Below are 20,795 nucleotides of genomic sequence, written 5' to 3'. Positions count from 1 at the left end.
TTTTCTCTGGGCTTACGCAGATCCAAAAAATCTAGATTAAGTGTTGGTGCAATTGACTCAATGCATGAATCACCGCTTGTTCGCGAACTTCTGCTCGATTTCCAGAAAAATGCATGGTTTCTACTAACTGCCACCCCTGATTATCTGCAAAGGCAAAACACACCGTTCCAACCGGCTTTTCCTCACTGCCACCACTAGGACCAGCGATGCCACTGATAGACACCCCAATTGTTGCATTGGAATGTTTTAATGCCCCCTGCACCATTTCGATTACAACCGGCTCACTCACTGCGCCATACGCTTCGAGTGTTTGAAACTGCACTCCAAGCATCTCCATTTTGGCCTCATTACTGTACGTAACAAAAGCGCGGTCAAGCCAACCGGAGCTACCTGCAATATCAGTAATTGCGGCTGCAACGCCACCGCCAGTACAGGACTCTGCTGTGGTCATCACATGCCCATGTCGCGCAAGTAACACACCTAAATCAGCACTTAATTTTGTTGTTTTTTCCATAGCCAAAATGCCCTTTGTCTCTTTTTACTTGATAGGGATTCACGTATCCTAAGCCGCTACGGAAATAAACAAAAGAACTTACCTGTGAAAGCTGAACAAAAACACACTCCGATGATGCAGCAATATCTCAAGCTAAAAGCTGAGAACCCAGAAATTTTGCTGTTCTACCGCATGGGCGATTTCTACGAACTCTTCTATGATGACGCGAAACGAGCGTCTCAACTGCTTGATATTTCATTAACCAAGCGCGGTTCATCGGCCGGAGAACCTATTCCTATGGCGGGAGTGCCATTCCATGCAGTGGAAGGGTATCTCGCGAAACTAGTTCAGCTTGGTGAGTCAGTCGCAATCTGTGAACAAATTGGGGATCCTGCGACGAGCAAAGGTCCTGTTGAGCGTAAAGTAGTACGCATTGTCACGCCAGGCACCGTAACCGATGAGGCACTGCTTTCTGAACGTCTCGATAACTTAATCGCTGCGATTTACCATCACAACGGTAAGTTTGGTTATGCGACGTTAGACGTTACTTCTGGCCGTTTTCAATTAACGGAGCCAGAAACCGAAGAATCCATGATGGCAGAACTACAACGCACCGCACCGCGTGAGTTGTTGTTCCCTGAAGATTTCGAGCCAGTCCACTTGATGTCGAACCGTAACGGTAACCGTCGTCGCCCTGTATGGGAGTTTGAACTAGATACTGCCAAACAACAGCTGAACCAGCAGTTTGGCACCCGTGATCTTGTCGGTTTTGGTGTTGAGCACGCCTCTCTTGGTTTATGCGCCGCAGGTTGTTTGATCCAATACGTAAAAGACACACAACGCACTGCTCTACCACATATCCGCTCACTAACGTTTGATCGCCAAGATCACTCCGTAATTTTAGATGCTGCTACGCGTCGCAATCTAGAAATCACCCAAAATTTAGCTGGCGGCACGGACAATACACTCGCCGCAGTTCTCGACCATTGCTCAACCCCAATGGGCAGCCGCATGTTAAAGCGTTGGCTGCATCAACCGATGCGTTGTATTGATACGCTAAACAACCGCCTGGATGCGATTGGTGAAATTAAAGATCAAGGCTTATTTACCGATCTTCAGCCAACTTTAAAACAGATTGGCGATATTGAACGTATCTTAGCGCGTCTTGCTCTACGTTCTGCTCGTCCACGTGATATGGCTCGCCTACGCCATGCCATGCAGCAACTTCCTGAACTAGAATCGCTCACTGCATCCTTAACTCATCCATACCTAGTGAAGTTGGCTCAATATGCTGCGCCAATAGATGAGGTATGTGAGCTTCTTGAACGTGCTATCAAAGAAAACCCGCCGGTAGTGATCCGCGATGGTGGTGTGATTGCAGAAGGCTATAACGAAGAATTGGATGAGTGGCGCAAGCTCGCTGATGGTGCAACCGAGTATCTAGAAAAGCTCGAAGCGGATGAACGCGAGCGTCATGGCATCGATACGCTGAAAGTTGGCTACAACGCCGTACATGGATTCTTCATTCAGGTAAGTCGTGGCCAAAGCCATTTGGTACCGCCACATTACGTGCGTCGCCAAACTCTGAAAAATGCCGAGCGCTACATTATTCCTGAGCTTAAAGAGCATGAAGACAAAGTTCTGAACTCAAAATCAAAAGCACTCGCACTAGAGAAAAAACTGTGGGAAGAGCTGTTCGATTTGCTGATGCCTCATCTTGAACAAATGCAAAACCTAGCTTCTGCCGTTTCACAGATGGACGTGTTACAAAACCTAGCAGAACGCGCAGACTCATTGGATTATTGCCGCCCTACTCTAGTTAAAGACGCAGGTATTCACATTCAAGCAGGTCGCCACCCGGTAGTAGAGCAAGTCACCTCGGACCCGTTCATTGCTAACCCAATAGAATTAAGCCCAAGCCGTAAAATGCTCATCATCACGGGTCCAAACATGGGGGGTAAATCAACCTACATGCGCCAAACTGCGCTAATTGCGTTGATGGCTCACATCGGCTCTTATGTACCTGCAGAGTCAGCACAAATTGGCTCATTGGATCGCATCTTTACTCGTATCGGTGCTTCAGATGACTTGGCATCAGGTCGTTCAACCTTCATGGTAGAGATGACAGAAACGGCCAACATTCTCCACAACGCAACCAAGAACAGCTTGGTGTTAATGGATGAGATCGGTCGAGGTACCAGTACTTACGATGGTCTTTCATTGGCATGGGCAAGTGCCGAATGGCTTGCAACACAAATTGGCGCGATGACACTTTTCGCTACGCACTATTTTGAACTAACCGAATTACCGAACTTGCTACCAAACTTAGCGAATGTTCACCTAGATGCGGTAGAACATGGCGACAGCATTGCTTTCATGCACGCAGTTCAAGAAGGCGCCGCAAGCAAATCATACGGCTTGGCGGTTGCGGGCTTAGCTGGCGTACCTAAAACGGTCATCAAAAATGCTCGTACTAAACTGTCTCAACTAGAGCAACTCGGCCAAGCTAGCGACTCGCCTCGTCCAAGCACAGTGGATGTGGCAAATCAGCTCAGCTTAATCCCTGAACCTAGCGAAATTGAACAAGCGTTATCAAACATCGATCCAGACGACTTAACACCTCGTCAAGCCCTTGAAGAGCTGTATCGTTTGAAGAAAATGCTTTAACGAGAATATCTAATCTCCCCTAAAACAGAAAAGGGCTATGGTTATCCATAGCCCTTTGTGTTTCGAGAAAGCTTAGTATTAATCGTCTTCAACGTTAAACAAGTTTTCCATATTTAGGCCTTGTTTAATTAGGATTTCACGAAGTCGACGTAAACCCTCCACTTGAATTTGACGTACACGCTCACGGGTAAGACCAATCTCTCGTCCCACTTCTTCAAGCGTAGACGGCTCATAACCAAGCAAACCAAAACGGCGTGCAAGCACTTCTTTTTGTTTTGGATTCAACTCTTCCAACCAATGGATCAAAGACGATTTGATGTCATCATCTTGAGTCGACACTTCTGGATCAGAGTTGTTTGCGTCAGGAATAATATCCAGAAGCGCTTTTTCACCGTCACCACCAATTGGGGTATCAACGGAGCTAATACGCTCGTTAAGACGCAGCATTTTGCTGACATCTTCTACTGGTATATCTAATTGAGCAGCAATTTCTTCTGCAGTTGGTTCATGATCGAGCTTTTGAGAAAGTTCACGCGCAGTACGCAGATAAATGTTCAGCTCTTTCACGACATGAATAGGCAAGCGAATGGTGCGAGTTTGGTTCATCAACGCACGTTCGATCGTTTGACGGATCCACCATGTTGCGTAAGTTGAGAAACGGAAGCCTCTTTCTGGATCGAATTTTTCAACCGCTCGGATCAAACCGAGGTTACCTTCTTCAATAAGATCGAGTAGCGCTAGGCCACGGTTGCTGTACCGACGAGAAATTTTTACTACTAAACGCAAGTTACTTTCGATCATGCGCTTACGAGCCGCTTCATCACCACGCAATGCTCTGCGGGCGTAAAGGACTTCTTCTTCAGCAGTAAGCAGAGGTGAGAAGCCAATTTCACCTAGATACAATTGAGTTGCGTCTAGGCTTTTACTGCTCGCGTCAAACTCTTCACGGACAGCTGTTTTGCCTTCGGTAGTAGATGATGATTTTTCGAGTTCATTATCAATGGTCGTCTCTGACGCATTGTCGTATTCAAACTCTTCAACTTTGGATACTGTGTTGCTGATACTCATAACGCCTCCCCCTGGCGAGTTAGCAAGACATGACAACTCAATATGTCGCTAAATGATTTCGCAAGTTGTTTTTCAAAGTCTTACGGTAAATAGCGTTTTGGATTCACTGATTTACCTTGGTAGCGAATTTCAAAGTGCAGCTTGACGGATTTTGCGCCTGAACTACCCATGGTCGCAATTTTCTGTCCGCTTTTTACACTCTGACCTTCTGTTACCAACAGTTTGTCGTTATGTGCGTATGCGCTTAAATAATTGTCGTTATGCTTCACTATAATTAGGTTGCCATAACCTCTTAGCGCATTACCCGAATAAACGACCGTGCCGGCTGCGGTTGAAACGATAGGCTGACCACGCTGTCCTGCGATATCAATGCCTTTATTTCCCTGTTCTCCCGCCGAGAAGTTCTTGATTACTCTCCCTTTTGTCGGCCACAACCACTTCGATACTTTGTCGTTTTGTACCGTCGTTGTTGGCGGCTTCGGTTTAGTAGGTTGGTTATCTTTTGAACCAACATACTCCTTTGCTTTGGTTTGTTCAACTTTCTTTGGCGGCTCTTTTTGTGCGACTTTAGTCGGAGTTGTTGTAGGCTTTTGACTAGAGTTTTTACTTGAAGTCACAGGCTTTGTCGTCGTCGTTGGCTTCACCACTGGAGGCGGTGTCGTTGTAACTACAGGTACTACAACGGGTTCAACTTTTTGGCCATATTTTGGCGCGACATATTTCGGAGCCCAAAGTTTTAGCTTTTGACCTGGATAAATGGTGTAAGGCTGAGAGAGTTCGTTGTAACGTACAAGATCATTTACATCTTTATCTGTGACGTAAGCAATAAAATAAAGTGTGTCACCTTTCTTTACTTCGTAGTAACTCCCTCTATAACTGCCACGCTCAACGCTCGAATAATCCTTCTTTAGGCTGGAAACAGGCGCAGGTGAGTGAGCCGCGCAACCAACGAGTCCCGCAGCTAATACAAAGCTAATACCAATATGACGCAGTAACTTACTCACCTAACCTCAGATCCTTAAGCCAAATCACCCGCGACAAGAGGAACAAATCGAACCATTTCCACAACGGTAGAAAGGTACTCGTCACCCTTGCGTTCAATTCTAAGTAGTTGCTGCTCAGCATCTCCGACAGGAATTACCATTTTACCGCCATCTTTTAGCTGTGAGAGAAGCGCTTGGGGAATCACTTCTGCAGCAGCGGTAACAATGATGGCGTCAAACGGACCTTTCGTTTCCCATCCTAACCAGCCATCACCATGCTTCGTCGAGACATTGTAGATATCAAGTTGCTTAAGACGACGTTTCGCTTCCCATTGCAAAGATTTGATGCGTTCAACGGAATAAACATGGTCAACGATTTGTGCTAAAACTGCGGTTTGGTACCCAGAACCGGTTCCGATTTCCAAAACGTTACTAGCACGTTGAAGCTCAAGCAGCTCGGTCATGCGAGCGACGATGTAAGGTTGAGAAATAGTTTGTCCCTGACCAATCGGTAGCGCATTGTTATCGTAGGCTTGGTGCATCATCGCTTGAGAAACAAAGCTCTCTCTCGGTAAACAATGCATTGCATCCAAAACGCGTTGATCTTTGATGCCACTGGAGATAAGAAACGCTATCAACCTGTCAGCATGTGGGTTACTCATTACTTCTCTTCCTTCAACCAACTATCCATCGCACGCAGAGACTCATGAGCCGTAAGGTCTACTTGCAGTGGGGTAATAGAAACTCGACCGTGCTCAATCGCATAAAAGTCGGTACCTTCACCCGCATCTTGTTCTTTCCCCGGAGGCCCTAACCAATAGATATCATGCCCACGCGGATCTTTCTGCTTGATCATATTCTCTGCGTGATGACGAGCACCCAAACGGGTCACTTCGATTTCACCAAGACTCTCGAGAGGCAAATCAGGTACGTTTACGTTCAACAAACGGTTGGTTGGGATTGGCGCTGTCAAGTGTTGCTCAACCAACTGTCGAGCAATTTTAGCAGCCGACTCAAAATGACGTTTACCAACCAGTGAAAACGCAATGGCCTGCACGCCAAGAAAGTGCCCTTCCATTGCTGCAGCGACGGTACCAGAGTACAGAACGTCATCCCCCAGATTTGCACCATGATTAATGCCAGATAATACAAGATCTGGCAGGTCATCTTTCATCAGCTCATTTAGAGCAAAATGAACGCAATCTGTCGGTGTCCCTTGAACCGAATAAGTATTAGGAGCAATTTCTGTGACTCGCAGAGGCTGTTCCAATGTCAGTGAGTTTGATGCACCAGAACGATTTCGGTCTGGGGCAACAATGATCACTTCCGCGATGCTTCTCAGCTCATCCGCTAACGCGTGAATTCCTTGAGCATGCACACCGTCGTCATTACTAATTAGAATTCTTAAAGGTTTTGTATTTAGTGAATCCAGTTCCATTAGTATTCTCTTTCTACTTTGACCTCATTCACCAACTCACGAACAATGGATGTGGCAAAAGAGCCTGCATCGAGTGAGAAGGTCAACGTAATATTGTTACCTTCAACGTTCCAAGCTAAGTCTTTTGGTTTGAGTGCGATTTCACGACGATCGTGACGCATACGATTACCACGGATCAGAGCCATTAAATCAGGTTCTTCATCAATAAATGGTTGTTCTAATGCAAGTGCATCAGCTTGGGTCGGTAACGCATTATCACCCGCTAAAGCGGCAGTAATCTCAACGTCACTCAATGCAAGCTTGTTTTGCATATCAGCAAGGTTATTCGCATCAACAGCCAACAATCCTTGTGATGTCTGTGCGATGTCACCATCGATGAATTTATCAAACACACCATTTTCTAGACGAGCAGAAACGATGCGGTTGAAGATCCATGAACGCGCGGCAGACAGGTACATGCTGCGTTTGTTTTGGTTACGCGTACGAACGTTTTCTCGCCCCCAACGACGGGCTTCCTCGAGGTTATTTCCATCGTTACCAAAACGTTGGCTACCAAAGTAGTTTGGCACACCAACTTGTTTAACTTTTTCAAGGCGTTGCTCTACATCCGCCACATCTGTCACTTCAGACAAGGTAACCACAAACTCGTTCCCGATTAAGTCACCAGGACGCAGTTTTTTGTTGTGTCGATCGGTCGCCAGAATTTCAATACTTGGGTATTGCGCCAAAAATGTCGAAAAATCTGGAGTCTCACCTTTAGGCAGATGAACACTTAACCATTGTTCGGTTACTGCATGACGATCTTTCAGGCCTGCCCAACTAACGTCTTTAGACTTAACACCACAAGCTTTCGCTAGCTCGTTAGCGACGAAACTGGTGTTCTCACCTGTTTTTCGAATGCGCACCATTAAGTGTTCACCTTCTCCCGTGAAGGCAAAACCCAAATCTTCGCGAACCTGAAAGTGTTCTGGTTGCGCTTTAATTTTTGCTGATGCGACTGGCTTGCCTGTGAGGTAAGCCAATGAGGATAAAATATCTGACATGATGTATTTCCACTGCTTACGCAGCTTTAAGGAGCAAATTATTCGATTATTGCTTAAATAGAAGCACGACTGCTTCTGTAGCAATGCCTTCTTTGCGTCCAGTAAAACCAAGACGTTCTGTCGTCGTTGCTTTTACGTTGATGTTGCTAATATCGGTTTCTAGATCTTCGGCAATGGCTGCACACATTGCATCAATGTAAGGCGCCATTTTCGGCGCTTGCGCCATGATGGTGACGTCTGCATTACCAAGGCGGTAGCCTTGTTCTTTTACTCGACGGTAAACGTCTTTCAATAATTCGCGGCTGTTTGCACCTTTCCATTTATCGTCGGTATCTGGAAAATGACGACCAATATCACCCGCAGCAATCGCACCTAACAAAGCGTCAGTGAGAGCATGCAGAGCAACGTCGCCGTCTGAGTGCGCAATCAGGCCTTGTTCGTAAGGAATTGCAACACCACCAATAATCACAGGGCCTTCACCGCCAAATTTGTGTACGTCGAAACCATGACCAATTCGAATCATTTTTTATCCTTTATTTTCTAACCGCGCTCGCGGCTAAGATAAAACTCGGCTAAGGCGAGATCTTCTGGCTGAGTAATTTTAATGTTATTCGCACTACCTTGAACTAAAGCTGGCGTTTCTCCCAACCACTCTAAAGCCGATGCTTCATCAGTGATCGCAACACCTTGCTGCAATGCGTCTGCCAGTGCTCTTGTTAGCTGCTGAGTTTTAAACATTTGTGGAGTCAGTGCATGCCACAATGCTTCTCTGTCTACGGTATGATCGATGTTGTTTTCTTTGTTCGCTCGTTTCATTGTATCTCTCACGGGCGAGGCAAGAATGCCACCAGTAGGATGAGCACAACAAACATCTATCAGACGATCAATATCGTTTAATGTTACGCAAGGTCTCGCGGCATCATGGACCAGAACCCATTCACACGGAAGCTGCGCACTTACATAGTTTAGCCCTGAAAGCACTGAATCGGCTCTTTCTTTACCACCAGCGACACGTATTACGTCTGGGTGCTGGGCAATCGATAGTTCAGGGTAGTATGGGTCACCTTCTGTAATCGCAACCACAACTTTCGCGATTTGAGGGTGAGCAAGCAGTTTCTCTACGGTATGTTCCAATACCGTTTTTCCATCGATTAACAAATACTGTTTAGGTCGATCTGCTTTCATTCGGCTACCAACACCAGCCGCAGGTACAATAGCGATATGAGATGAAACGTTCTCTGACATCTTACGGGTTTTCCTCACCAACTATGCGGTAGAAGGTCTCTCCTTCTTTCACCAAGCCAAGTTCATGACGAGCTCTTTCTTCAATCGCATCAAGTCCTTGCTTTAAGTCATCTATCTCAGCAAACATTTCATTATTGCGAGCTTGTAGCTTGCTGTTCACCTGCTGTTGAACTTCAATTTCATCTTTTACTGTGTAGTAGTCAGACACCCCGTTTTTACCAAACCATAGAGTGTATTGAAGCCAACCAAACAGTAACGTAAGGGCTATAACAAAGATTCGCATATCGCTGCTAACATTCTGTACCGGAAGGAATTAGATAAGGTGACATATATAGCATAAATGCCGAGTTGCCTCTAGGGGATAAAGGGAGACTCACACGCTCCTTACAGGAAATAAGCACGAAAATAAAAAATGCCTAAGTTCGATGGCACTCTTTAATCGAGAAAGTAAAGAACCGTTTACGTGCTAGAAAGAGGAAGATTCGGTTTCAATTACCTGAGAAATCAGGGCAGTTAGCTAACTAAGAGCTTGCTAGATACAGATGAGTTGGTTGCTTTCTTTTAGGTATAGCAGCAACACGGTCAAAATAGCTCATCGTTCTTAAGCATCTGCTTTTAAACATACGCCAATAAACAAAAACCCCCGCCTTAGCGAGGGTTTCAAAAAGCTATTTAGCTAAACTAATTCAATAAGAATTAAGCTTGGCCTTTAACTTCTTTAAGACCGTTGAAAGGAGCGCGCTCACCTAGAGCTTCCTCAATACGGATTAGTTGGTTGCTTTCTTTTAGGTATAGCAGCAACACGGTCAAAACAGCTCATCGCTCTTAACCATCTGCTTTTAAACATACGCCAATAAACAAAAACCCCCGCCTTAGCGAGGGTTTCAAAAAGCTATTTAACTAAACTAATTCAATAAGAATTAAGCTTGGCCTTTAACTTCTTTAAGACCGTTGAAAGGAGCACGCTCACCTAGAGCTTCCTCGATACGGATTAGTTGGTTGTACTTAGCAACACGGTCAGAACGGCTCATAGAACCAGTTTTGATTTGACCTGCAGCTGTACCTACCGCTAGGTCAGCGATAGTTGCATCTTCAGTTTCGCCAGAACGGTGAGAGATTACTGCTGTGTAACCTGCGTCTTTAGCCATCTTGATTGCAGCTAGAGTCTCAGTTAGAGAACCGATTTGGTTGAACTTGATTAGGATTGAGTTAGCGATGCCTTTCTCGATACCTTCAGCTAGGATCTTAGTGTTTGTAACGAATAGATCGTCACCAACTAGTTGGATCTTGTCGCCTAGAAGTTGAGTTTGGTGTGCGAAACCATCCCAGTCAGACTCGTCTAGACCGTCTTCGATAGATACGATTGGGAATTGCTCAACTAGACCAGCTAGGTAGTGGTTGAACTCTTCAGAAGTGAAAGTTTTGCCTTCACCTTTCATGTTGTAGATGCCAGCTTCTTTGTCGAAGAACTCAGATGCAGCACAGTCCATAGCTAGAGTAACGTCTTTGCCTAGCTCGTAACCAGCAGCAGCAACAGCTTCTGCGATAACTTCTAGAGCTTCAGCGTTAGATTTAAGGTTAGGAGCGAAACCACCTTCGTCACCAACAGCTGTGTTGTAGCCTTTAGACTTAAGAACTTTAGCTAGGTTGTGGAATACTTCCGCACCCATGCGTACAGCTTCTTTAAGAGTTGCAGCGCCAACTGGTTGAATCATGAACTCTTGAATGTCAACGTTGTTGTCTGCGTGCTCACCACCGTTGATGATGTTCATCATTGGTAGAGGCATAGAGAACTGACCAGCAGTACCGTTTAGCTCAGCGATGTGCTCGTATAGAGGCATGCCTTTCGCTGCTGCTGCAGCTTTAGCGTTTGCTAGAGAAACTGCTAGGATAGCGTTCGCACCGAATTTAGATTTGTTTTCAGTGCCGTCTAGTTCGATCATTACTGCGTCGATTGCAGCTTGGTCTTTAGCGTCTTTGCCAACTAGAGCTTCAGCGATTGGGCCGTTTACAGCTTCAATTGCTTTAAGAACACCTTTACCTAGGAAACGTGCTTTGTCACCGTCACGTAGCTCAAGAGCTTCGCGAGAACCAGTAGATGCGCCAGATGGAGCTGCCGCCATACCTACGAAACCGCCTTCTAGGTGTACTTCAGCTTCTACAGTTGGGTTACCACGTGAGTCGATGATTTCACGACCTAGAACTTTAACGATCTTAGACATTAATGTTTCCTCTCGTTTCAAATATAAATGTCAATTTTAAAGGGCAGCAGCACAACCTTCGCCGCCGCCCGTATCCTTTTACTTCTCGAATTCGCCGCGTGAGTATTGACCCGCAGCCTTAACGAAACCTGCAAACAATGGGTGACCATCGCGAGGAGTCGATGTGAATTCAGGGTGGAACTGAGCCGCTACAAACCATGGGTGAGCTGGGTTCTCAATCATTTCCACTAGCTTCTTGTCCGCAGATAGGCCTGACACTTTAAGACCTGCTTTTTCAATTTGTGGACGAAGAACGTTGTTCACTTCGTAACGGTGACGGTGACGTTCATGGATCGTCGCGCTACCGTACAGTTCACGAGCTTTTGTACCTTTTTCTAGGTGACATAGCTGAGAACCTAGACGCATCGTACCGCCAAGATCAGATGATTCAGTACGCTCTTCCACGTTACCTGTTTCATCAACCCATTCTGTGATCAAACCTACCACAGGGTACTTCGTGTCTTTGTTAAATTCTGTTGAATGTGCACCTTCCATACCCGCAACGTTACGCGCGTATTCAATAAGGGCAACTTGCATACCTAGACAGATACCTAGATAAGGCACTTTGTTTTCACGTGCGTATTGAGCCGCACGGATCTTGCCTTCAACACCACGATCACCGAAACCACCTGGAACTAGGATAGCGTCTAGACCTTCTAGAAGCTCAACGCCTTTAGTTTCGATGTCTTGAGAGTCTACGTACTTAATGGTTACGTTTAGACGGTTTTTCAAGCCTGCGTGCTTAAGTGCTTCGTTCACAGATTTGTACGCATCTGGTAGTTCGATGTATTTACCGACCATACCGATAGTTACTTCACCTGTTGGATTCGCTTCTTCGTAGATAACCTGTTCCCATTCAGAAAGGTCAGCTTCTGGCGCATCAATACCGAAACGAGTACACACTAGGTCATCAAGACCTTGAGACTTAACAAGTTGAGGGATCTTGTAGATTGAATCTACGTCCTTCATTGAGATTACCGCTTTCTCAGGAACGTTACAGAAAAGTGCAATCTTCTTACGCTCGTTCGCTGGGATCATGCGATCGCTGCGGCAAACTAGGATGTCTGGTTGGATACCGATAGACAGTAGCTCTTTAACAGAGTGCTGAGTCGGTTTAGTTTTCACTTCGCCAGCTGCTGCTAGGTAAGGAACAAGAGTTAGATGCATGAACATTGCGCGTTCACGGCCAAGTTCTACTGCTAGCTGACGGATTGCTTCCATAAATGGTAGCGATTCGATATCACCTACCGTACCACCAACTTCAACGATAGCAATATCGTGGCCTTCAGAACCTGCAATTACGCGGTCTTTGATAGCGTTAGTGATATGAGGGATAACTTGAATTGTTGCGCCTAGGTAGTCACCACGACGTTCTTTACGAAGTACGTCGGCATAAACACGACCTGCAGTGAAGTTGTTACGCTTGGTCATTTTGGTACGGATGAAACGCTCGTAGTGACCAAGGTCAAGGTCAGTCTCTGCGCCATCTTCCGTAACGAACACTTCACCGTGCTGAGTTGGGCTCATTGTGCCTGGATCAACGTTGATGTAAGGGTCAAGCTTCATCATAGTCACTTTAAGACCACGAGCTTCTAGAATAGCTGCAAGAGATGCTGCTGCAATACCTTTACCTAGAGAGGATACAACCCCGCCAGTAACAAAAATGTAATTTGTCGTCATGTTTAACCTGAAATTGGTTGAATGAGGGAAATGGAGTGCTTCTGGACGGGAGATAAATATACCAGAAGCTCCTTACCGCCACAACGTGAAATCTATCACACCGTAATTTTTTATTTTTTGCTTCAAATCAAAGTGGGTAGAGACAAAGCAAAGTGCTTATTTATGTTCTGAGTCAGACTTGTCCCATAAATCGCGCTGTGACTATTTTGTCTGCAACTTCACTCTTCTTTTTTCACTTTATTCCAAAAATTGTCGAGTTCTGACAACGTACACTCGGTGAGTGTTCTTCCTGATTGCACGACCTTACCTTCAACTTGCTTAAAACGCTTGGCAAACTTAATGTTCGCTTTGCTTAATGCCACTTCTGGGTCTTTGCCAAGATGACGTGCTAAGTTGACCGTGGCAAACAACAAGTCCCCTAACTCAAGTTCGACTTTCTCTTCATCTGGATCGATTTGAAGCGCTTCTTCCATCACCTCATCCACTTCTTCTTGAACCTTACTGACTACTGGCCCAAGCGAATCCCAATCGAATCCGTATTTCGCGCATTTTTTCTGAATCTTTGTAGCACGAGAAAGCGCCGGCAAAGAGTTTGGTATTGAGTCTAGGATACTTTCTTCAGCTTTGCCTACTTGCGCTTTTTCTTTTGCTTTTTCCGCTTCCCAGTTAGCGTTAATTTCCTCGTCAGACTCAAACTCAACATCCGAAAAAACATGCGGATGGCGACGCGTCAGTTTTTCGTTCACGGTTTCGACCACATCCGAAAATTCGAACAGCCCTTGCTCTTTCGCTAATTGACTGTAAAAAATCACCTGGAACAACAAATCACCTAGCTCTTCTTTCAGATTTGGCCAATCACGATTCTGAATCGCATCCACCACTTCGTAGGTTTCTTCGATGGTGTGCGGAACGATGGTGTCAAAGGTTTGTTTTAAGTCCCAAGGGCAACCGCTTTCTGGGTCACGTAACTTCGCCATGATTTGTTCTAATTGTTCAATTGGATGACTCATTTTCGTTCCTTTAAACCTTTCTATCTAAAGAAAAAGGTGAGCAGCCAAAACCACTCACCTTCTACATTATATTTTCTCAGCAGCTTTCACTAAGTAATTGTTACTTTGACAAGGCAACAAGTTTTCGCGACTCCTGAGCATAGCTCGCCTATGTGATGAGCCTGGGCTGGCACTCCGGAGTAAACGCAGTTAACGCAGTAAAAGTGACAAGTACGACGTGAAAGTTAGCCTAAGCGTTTTACCGACATAACATCCTTAATCTGCTCGACACGTTTCGAAACGCGAGAGAGCACCTCAATATTGGTCACCTCAAGATCAAAGTCCATGATGGCGAGCTGACGACGGTAATCGACACGGCTCTTCATGCTGGTCACTTTGATTTTCTCGTTGGCAAATAGTGTGGTGATGTCTTTCAATAGACCGCCTCGCTCCATCGCTTCGACACGCACGGTGAGGATGTATGACCCTACAAATCCACTGCCCCATACGGTATCAATGATACGTTCTGGTGCGTGATGACGCAGTTCTTCGAGCTGTTCACAGTCACTGCGGTGCACTGAGATGCCTCGGCCTTGGGTGATGTAACCACAAATGTCATCACCTGGAATTGGCTGACAACAGCGAGCTAGGTGCGTCATTAGGTTATCAACACCTTCTACTACTACCGCGTCTTTTTTCGGGCGACTTTGCGCTGGTGCTTTGTGCTCGGCTTCTTGAAGTTTTTCTAGCGCTTGCTGATCCTCTTCTTCCGCGGTTGGTTTATTCACCAGTGCATTAATGTGGTTGATGATCTGATTGATACGCAGGTCGCCACTGCCTACACCGACGTAGAGTTCATCCGGCGTGTTGACGTTGAAGCGTTTTAGGGCGTAATGCTCTGCATCTTTTAACGTCGCACCAATCTTCACCAACTCGTGTTCGAGGATTTCACGTCCCGCTTCGAGGTTTTTCTCTCGACTCTGTTTACGAAACCAAGCGTTGATCTTCGCACGAGCACGACCTGAGTGAACAAAGCCTAGTGATGGATTTAGCCAGTCTCGCGATGGGTTTGGCTCTTTTGCAGTGATGATTTCGACCTGATCGCCCATGTGGAGTTTGTGGGTGAACGGCACGATTCGGCCACCAACTTTGGCGCCAATACAACGATGCCCGACTTCTGAGTGAATGTGGTAGGCAAAGTCTAGTGGAGTTGCCCCCATTGGTAAGTCGATAACATCGCCACGTGGTGTAAATGCGTAGACGCGGTCATCGAAGACTTGGCTTCGGAGTTCATCCAACATCTCACCAGAATCGGACATTTCTTCTTGCCAATCCAATAGTTTACGCAGCCAGGTAATTTTCTCATCGTAACCACTGCGGCTGCTCGCACCTTCTTTGTATTTCCAGTGTGCGGCAACGCCCAGCTCAGATTCTTCGTGCATTTGCTTGGTACGAATTTGAATCTCGATGGTTTTGCCTTCAGGGCCAAGAATCACGGTGTGAATCGATTGGTAACCGTTTGGTTTTGGGTTTGCAACGTAGTCGTCGAACTCACTCGGTAAGTGCTTGTATTTGGTATGAACCACACCTAACGCAGCATAACAATCTTGCAGTTTGTCGGCGATGATACGTACTGCACGCACGTCAAACAATTCATCAAACGCCAGACTCTTCTTCTGCATTTTTCGCCAAATGCTGTAGATGTGTTTAGGACGACCACTGACTTCAGCATTAATGCCACAAGCTTTCATCTCTTGAGATAAGTCTTCGACAAAATCTTTGATGTATTGCTCACGGACAATACGACGCTCAGCAAGCTGCTTTGCAATTTGCTTGTAAGTGTCCGGTTGTTGATAACGGAAAGCGTAATCTTCGATTTCCCACTTAAGCTGACCGATACCTAGGCGGTTAGCCAGTGGAGCATAAATGTTGGCACACTCTTTCGCCGCAGCACGTCGAACTTCGTCCGGCGCTTTTTTGACTTCAATAAGGTTGCAAATTCGTTCTGCTAGCTTGATGACAACGCAACGAAAATCATCCACCATGGCAAGCAGCATGCGACGAACGTTGTCTACTTGAGACGACGCAGCGCTGCCTTCCATCGTGACGTTAAGCTGACCGATAGCGGCCATTTCTTCTACGCCATCAATGAGCTTAATGATTTCTTTGCTGTATTTTTCTTCAAGAAGTTCTCTGTTGAAAGCACCACTTGAAACCAAAGGAAACAGTTGAGCCGCCACTAATGTTGCTTTGTCCATCGACAAGGTGATCAGAATTTCGATCATCTCTCGTCCTCTCCACAACAGGAGTTCGGCTTGTTCGTGACCCGCCAAAATCGTTTGGCAATCTCGATAAACTTCGATTAAGCGTGATGCTGTGCTTTTCTCTTGTCCTAGGCTAGCCACCCAGTTTTCAAGTTCAAACTGTTCATTTTGGTTTAAATGCGCGCTTCTTACCGCAACCATCTCATCATCCTAATTATTATATTTGTGTGGTTTGACTAACACCGTCCAGGTTAGTTCTTTGCCTCCACGTTGAGTGTTGGCTTTATGACCGCCCACCACAAGTAAGCGGCCAAAGTCCTAAAAGTTAAGACTTTTCAAACAGTGCCATCGATTCTAGATGGCTGGTATGAGGGAACATGTCCAGCATACCTAATTTGGTTAGTTGATAGCCTTGCTCTAGCAAGCTCTGACTATCCCTTGCAAGGGTAGCAGGATTACAAGAAACATAAACTACACGCTGAGCGCCAAGCGCAGAAACTTGATCGATGATCCCACTCGCTCCTGCTCGTGCAGGGTCCAGCAATACTTTGTCAAAATTTTCTGCAGCCCAAGCTTGGCCGTCAAAATCCTGCTCAAGGTTAGCGTGATAAAATTGCGCGTTATTGATTTGGTTCAAAGATGCATTATTTGAGGCTTTTTCGACCATCTCAGCCACACCTTCTACGCCAACGACATGTTTAGCACGCTTTGCGATCGGCAAGCTGAAGTTGCCTAATCCACAGAACAAATCTAACACTCGTTCGTCATTTTGAGGGTCTAACCACTCAATCGCTTGTTCCACCATTTTCTGGTTAACCGCTTGGTTGACCTGAATAAAGTTGTTCGGTGCAAAAGGGATTTTTACGCCCGCTTCTTGATAGAAAGGCACCTCACCTGCAACTAAGTTAAGTTGGTCAGTTTCTGGCATCAGATACAACGAGGCTTGATGGCGTGTCGCTAATTCAAGTAATGCACTGACGTCTTCATCGGCCAAATTACTTAAGTGTCGCAGCGTGATACAAGGCCCGTTGTCACCCAACACCAGTTCTACATGCCCCAATTGCTCTGGCTTTTTGAACGCTGTTAGCACCGAATAAATCTCAAGCAATAGCGCATTCAACTCAGGAGCCAATACCGGACAATCCGTCACTTGCGCAATTTGCTTGCTTTGCTTTTTGCGGAAGCCGAAGTGCAACTGACGCGTTTTCTTATCGACAAACAAGCTCACGCGAGCACGACGTCGGTAACCTAAAGACTCGCCCAATACTGGCGCATCCAACTCAATGTCACTGCCAGCAAATTTTCGCATTAACTGACGCAGCGTCTGCTGTTTGTGCGTCAATTGTTGGTCATAATTAAGGTGCTGCAAATCGCAACCGCCACATTCATGATAATGCGGACAAAATGGCTCAACGCGCGCGTCGCTTGGCTTTAGGATTTTAATCAGCTTGCCGCGAGCAAATTTGCTCTTCTCTTCCACCAATTGCGTCACCACTTCTTCACCTGGTAATGCGCCGTCAATGAACAACGGTTTCTTTTTAAGGTAAGCCATACCTGCGCCGTGGTGATCCAAACGCTCTACTTGTACCGCTTGGTGACGAGTGTTTAATTGCGTTTTCTTTTTAGGTTGAAAGATACGTGCCATGCTCTGTGCCTGATTAGTGTCTAATTGCTCTGCTGCTTCACTATTCTTGATTGCAGCCGTTGTGTGATTCGAGTGACTTGATTATGCTTACCGTTTATCCGGTGACGTCACTTCTTTGCTCAAGGCAGTATGACTACTCTTGAGAAATAATGCGTTATTTTCCCATATCCAGACTCCGATGTAATTAGATAACATGACCAGATATGGCTTACGAGCACGTGTAATTACGCTGACTCTCGCTCCCACTCTCATTATTGGTTTATTACTGAGCGGCTTTTTCTCCTTTAATCGCTATCAGGACCTAGAGAAACAAGTTATCACTACGGGCAATAGCATTATTGAACCTCTTGCGATCGCCAGTGAATCTCACCTACTTGCTGAAAGCCGTGAAGCCGTACGTCGCCTGATTAGCTACGCGCACCGTAAAAATTCCAAACTCGTTCGCAGTATTGCCGTATTTGATGAGCACCATGAACTGTTCGTCACGTCAAACTTCCATCCTAATTTTGAAGCTCTGATGTTCCCAAAAGATAAGCCGATCCCAAAGCTGGGAAATTCGGAAATCTATGAGAACTCCCTGATCCTGCGTGTGCCGATTTTGTCGGAAGGACACTATTTATCAGAACTGTCTAACGAAAACCAAGGCACGAAAGCCATTGGCTACATCGCGGTAGAAATGGATCTTTCTTCTTTACGCTTGCAGCAATACCAAGAAGTCTTCTCCGCTTTCCTTGTTTTGATCCTTGGTCTTGGGCTTGCTAGCGTGTTTGCTTCCCGCTTAATGCATGATGTTACCCAACCAATCACGCACATGAAAAACGTCGTTGATCGCATTCGTCGTGGTCACTTGGATGTGCGTATCGAAGGCAAAATGCACGGCGAGTTAGACCAACTGAAAAACGGTATCAACGCCATGGCGGTTTCGCTATCGGAATACCACGTCGAGATGCAGCACAGTATAGACCAAGCCACGTCAGACCTACGCGAAACCTTGGAACAGTTAGAAATTCAAAACGTTGAGCTCGATATTGCGAAGAAGCGCGCACAAGAAGCCGCACGTGTGAAGTCAGAATTTTTGGCCAATATGTCGCACGAATTACGTACGCCATTGAATGGTGTAATTGGCTTTACTCGTCAAATGCTCAAAACGCAGCTTTCTAATAGCCAAACCGACTACTTGCAAACCATTGAGAAGTCCGCAAACAACCTACTGAACATCATCAATGACATTCTCGATTTCTCGAAATTGGAAGCCGGTAAGTTGGCGTTGGAAAACATTCCATTTGATTTCCGCGAAAGCTTAGAAGAAGTAATCAACCTACAAGCCACCAGCGCGCATGAGAAAGGTCTGGAGATCACCTTGAAAGTGGATCCGAAGATCCCGCCAGGTCTAGTCGGAGACCCGCTACGTATCCAACAAATTTTGACTAACTTGGTGGGGAACTCCATTAAGTTTACTGAGCGCGGAAACATCGATGTTAGCGTCGAAATGCGTTCACAAGCAGGTGACTCGGTTGAGCTGCAATTTATGGTGCGAGACACCGGTATCGGTATTTCAGAGCGTCAACAAGCGCAGTTATTCCAAGCATTCAGCCAAGCGGATGCCAGCATCTCTCGTCGATATGGTGGTACGGGTCTGGGCTTGGTTATCACCCAGAAACTGGTTAGTCAGATGGGCGGCGAAATCAGTTTGACCAGTCGTCTTCACCAAGGTTCGACATTCTGGTTTACGCTTCGCCTCAACTCGACAGAAATGCCAATGAGCGATCTGATTGAAGTCGAGCTACTAACAGGCAAACAGTTGCTGTTGGTAGAACCAAACATGCAAGCGGCATCGGTGACTCAGCAGATCTTGAGTCAAGAAGGTATTCTCGTGACCTATCGTTCTTCCTTACCAGAGAACGAAGAGCACTACGATTACGTATTGCTGAACTTGGCAGCTAACCAAACTTATGACGAGCAATCAGTCGCTGCTTGGATTGAGCAAGCGAAGCGCATGGCACCAAGTGTCATCATGGGTACACCGAGCACCGAATTAGCGCTTGCCGACCAAATCATGACCGAGCATCAAATCCAGTGCTTAACCAAACCGCTATCACGCCGTAAGCTGCTGCAAAGTTTGATCAATGAACATGTTGAAGCACCTCAAGCTATTGCCGCTCCTGTTGCAACAGAAGAAAGCGAACGACTGCCACTGACAGTGCTCGCGGTGGATGATAACCCTGCAAACCTAAAACTGATTTCAGCACTACTGAAAGAAAGGGTTGAAACCGTAACGGCTTGTAGCAATGGTCAGCAAGCCGTAAATCTCGCTACCGAGAAGAAATACGACCTGATCTTTATGGACATCCAAATGCCATTAATGGATGGCGTGACCGCTTGTCAGAACATCAAAGAGCTTGAGCTAAACAAAGACACACCAGTGATCGCCGTTACCGCGCACGCTATGGCCGGAGAGCGCGACCGCCTACTCGCAGCAGGTATGGATGATTACCTCACCAAACCAATTGAAGAGCATGTACTGCAACAAGTGTTGGTCCACTGGAATCCGAATACCTGTACAGAAAGCATAGGGAAAGTTGCGCCGTCCTACGTCGATGAACCAGCAAGTGAAGCTCCTGCCACAGCTGAAAATACACAACCGGATGTGATTATTGACTGGCAAACCGCATTGAAACAGAGCGCGAATAAGGAAGACTTAGCCAAAGATATGCTGCGTATGTTGATCGATTTCATTCCAGAAGTAGAAGAAGTTGTCGACCACGCACTTGAGCAAAACGATTATTCGCGTGAAGAGTTAATTCATGTGATCCACAAACTGCACGGCAGTAGCTCTTATTGTGGCGTACCAAGGCTAAAATCTCTCTGTGCTACGCTTGAACACGCACTTCGTTCAGGAGCCAGCATTGAGGAAATTGAACCTGAAATGTTTGAACTGCAAGATGAAATGATTAAGGTCACCACCACCGCAAAACTTTATCTAGAGCAGTAGCATTCTGACTAAACTTCATACAAAAAA

At 46.0% G+C, this 20,795-nt stretch carries 16 protein-coding genes; 2 read left to right on the top strand and 14 right to left on the bottom strand.

The features are described from left to right. Positions 1–31 precede the first annotated feature (31 nt). Positions 32–514 carry a nicotinamide-nucleotide amidase gene (gene pncC / locus ACF8CV_RS17825; RefSeq protein ID WP_053301518.1) on the bottom strand — a complete coding sequence of 161 codons (483 nt, stop codon included), beginning with the start codon at positions 512–514 and terminating at the stop codon, positions 32–34. 84 nt (positions 515–598) lie between these two features. Between pncC and mutS the strand changes: the two genes are divergently transcribed. Further along, complete coding sequence (mutS, locus tag ACF8CV_RS17820) at positions 599–3,160, top strand: DNA mismatch repair protein MutS (RefSeq protein WP_025535213.1); 2,562 nt, start codon at positions 599–601, stop codon at positions 3,158–3,160. A gap of 78 nt (positions 3,161–3,238) precedes the next feature. Here the strand turns inward: mutS and rpoS are convergent, their stop codons facing one another. The 13 genes from rpoS to rlmD all read right to left on the bottom strand — a co-directional run bounded on the left by rpoS (position 3,239) and on the right by rlmD (position 17,776). After that, positions 3,239–4,228, bottom strand: coding sequence for an RNA polymerase sigma factor RpoS (gene rpoS / locus ACF8CV_RS17815; protein ID WP_005478537.1), 990 nt, complete (start codon positions 4,226–4,228; stop codon positions 3,239–3,241). Between the two features lie 80 nt (positions 4,229–4,308). Next, the gene (locus tag ACF8CV_RS17810) at positions 4,309–5,232 is read right to left on the bottom strand and encodes a peptidoglycan DD-metalloendopeptidase family protein (protein ID WP_005455560.1); all 924 of its coding nucleotides are present in this window, start codon (positions 5,230–5,232) and stop codon (positions 4,309–4,311) included. A gap of 14 nt (positions 5,233–5,246) precedes the next feature. After that, positions 5,247–5,873, bottom strand: a complete 627-nt coding sequence (locus ACF8CV_RS17805; RefSeq protein ID WP_005455562.1) for a protein-L-isoaspartate(D-aspartate) O-methyltransferase — start codon at positions 5,871–5,873, stop codon at positions 5,247–5,249. Further along, entirely contained in the window at positions 5,873–6,649 is a 777-nt protein-coding gene (gene surE / locus ACF8CV_RS17800) for a 5'/3'-nucleotidase SurE (RefSeq protein ID WP_029806786.1), read from the bottom strand. The genes ACF8CV_RS17805 and surE overlap by 1 nt, the downstream gene beginning before the upstream one ends. Then, complete coding sequence (gene truD, locus ACF8CV_RS17795; protein WP_138938648.1) at positions 6,649–7,692, bottom strand: tRNA pseudouridine(13) synthase TruD; 1,044 nt, start codon at positions 7,690–7,692, stop codon at positions 6,649–6,651. The genes surE and truD overlap by 1 nt, the downstream gene beginning before the upstream one ends. Before the next feature lie 46 nt (positions 7,693–7,738). Beyond that, positions 7,739–8,215: a 2-C-methyl-D-erythritol 2,4-cyclodiphosphate synthase gene (gene ispF, locus ACF8CV_RS17790; RefSeq protein ID WP_005455572.1), complete on the bottom strand. Its 477-nt coding sequence runs from the start codon at positions 8,213–8,215 to the stop codon at positions 7,739–7,741. A 17-nt stretch (positions 8,216–8,232) separates the two neighbouring features. Beyond that, on the bottom strand, positions 8,233–8,937 hold the full coding sequence (ispD, locus tag ACF8CV_RS17785) for a 2-C-methyl-D-erythritol 4-phosphate cytidylyltransferase (protein WP_005455574.1): 705 nt from the start codon (positions 8,935–8,937) through the stop codon (positions 8,233–8,235). A 1-nt stretch (position 8,938) separates the two neighbouring features. After that, a complete protein-coding gene (ftsB, locus tag ACF8CV_RS17780) occupies positions 8,939–9,220 on the bottom strand; it encodes a cell division protein FtsB (protein WP_005455577.1) in 282 nt (93 codons plus the stop codon). Positions 9,221–9,857: 637 nt separating this feature from the next. Further along, positions 9,858–11,159, bottom strand: a complete 1,302-nt coding sequence (gene eno, locus ACF8CV_RS17775) for a phosphopyruvate hydratase (RefSeq protein ID WP_005455579.1) — start codon at positions 11,157–11,159, stop codon at positions 9,858–9,860. Positions 11,160–11,237: 78 nt separating this feature from the next. Beyond that, on the bottom strand, positions 11,238–12,878 hold the full coding sequence (locus ACF8CV_RS17770; RefSeq protein WP_005455581.1) for a CTP synthase: 1,641 nt from the start codon (positions 12,876–12,878) through the stop codon (positions 11,238–11,240). A gap of 218 nt (positions 12,879–13,096) precedes the next feature. Then, a complete protein-coding gene (gene mazG / locus ACF8CV_RS17765; RefSeq protein ID WP_086495212.1) occupies positions 13,097–13,888 on the bottom strand; it encodes a nucleoside triphosphate pyrophosphohydrolase in 792 nt (263 codons plus the stop codon). A gap of 224 nt (positions 13,889–14,112) precedes the next feature. Beyond that, positions 14,113–16,332, bottom strand: a complete 2,220-nt coding sequence (gene relA, locus ACF8CV_RS17760; protein WP_392417376.1) for a GTP diphosphokinase — start codon at positions 16,330–16,332, stop codon at positions 14,113–14,115. A gap of 124 nt (positions 16,333–16,456) precedes the next feature. Further along, a complete protein-coding gene (gene rlmD / locus ACF8CV_RS17755) occupies positions 16,457–17,776 on the bottom strand; it encodes a 23S rRNA (uracil(1939)-C(5))-methyltransferase RlmD (protein ID WP_138938649.1) in 1,320 nt (439 codons plus the stop codon). 193 nt (positions 17,777–17,969) lie between these two features. On the opposite strand from rlmD, the gene barA reads away from it, so the two are divergent. Then, the gene (barA, locus tag ACF8CV_RS17750; protein ID WP_138938650.1) at positions 17,970–20,768 is read left to right on the top strand and encodes a two-component sensor histidine kinase BarA; all 2,799 of its coding nucleotides are present in this window, start codon (positions 17,970–17,972) and stop codon (positions 20,766–20,768) included. Positions 20,769–20,795: the final 27 nt, after the last annotated feature.

This window comes from Vibrio sp. zbq_1, assembly GCF_043102935.1.
GTDB lineage: Bacteria > Pseudomonadota > Gammaproteobacteria > Enterobacterales > Vibrionaceae > Vibrio > Vibrio parahaemolyticus.
This window is presented reverse-complemented; position numbering and strand designations above follow the sequence as displayed.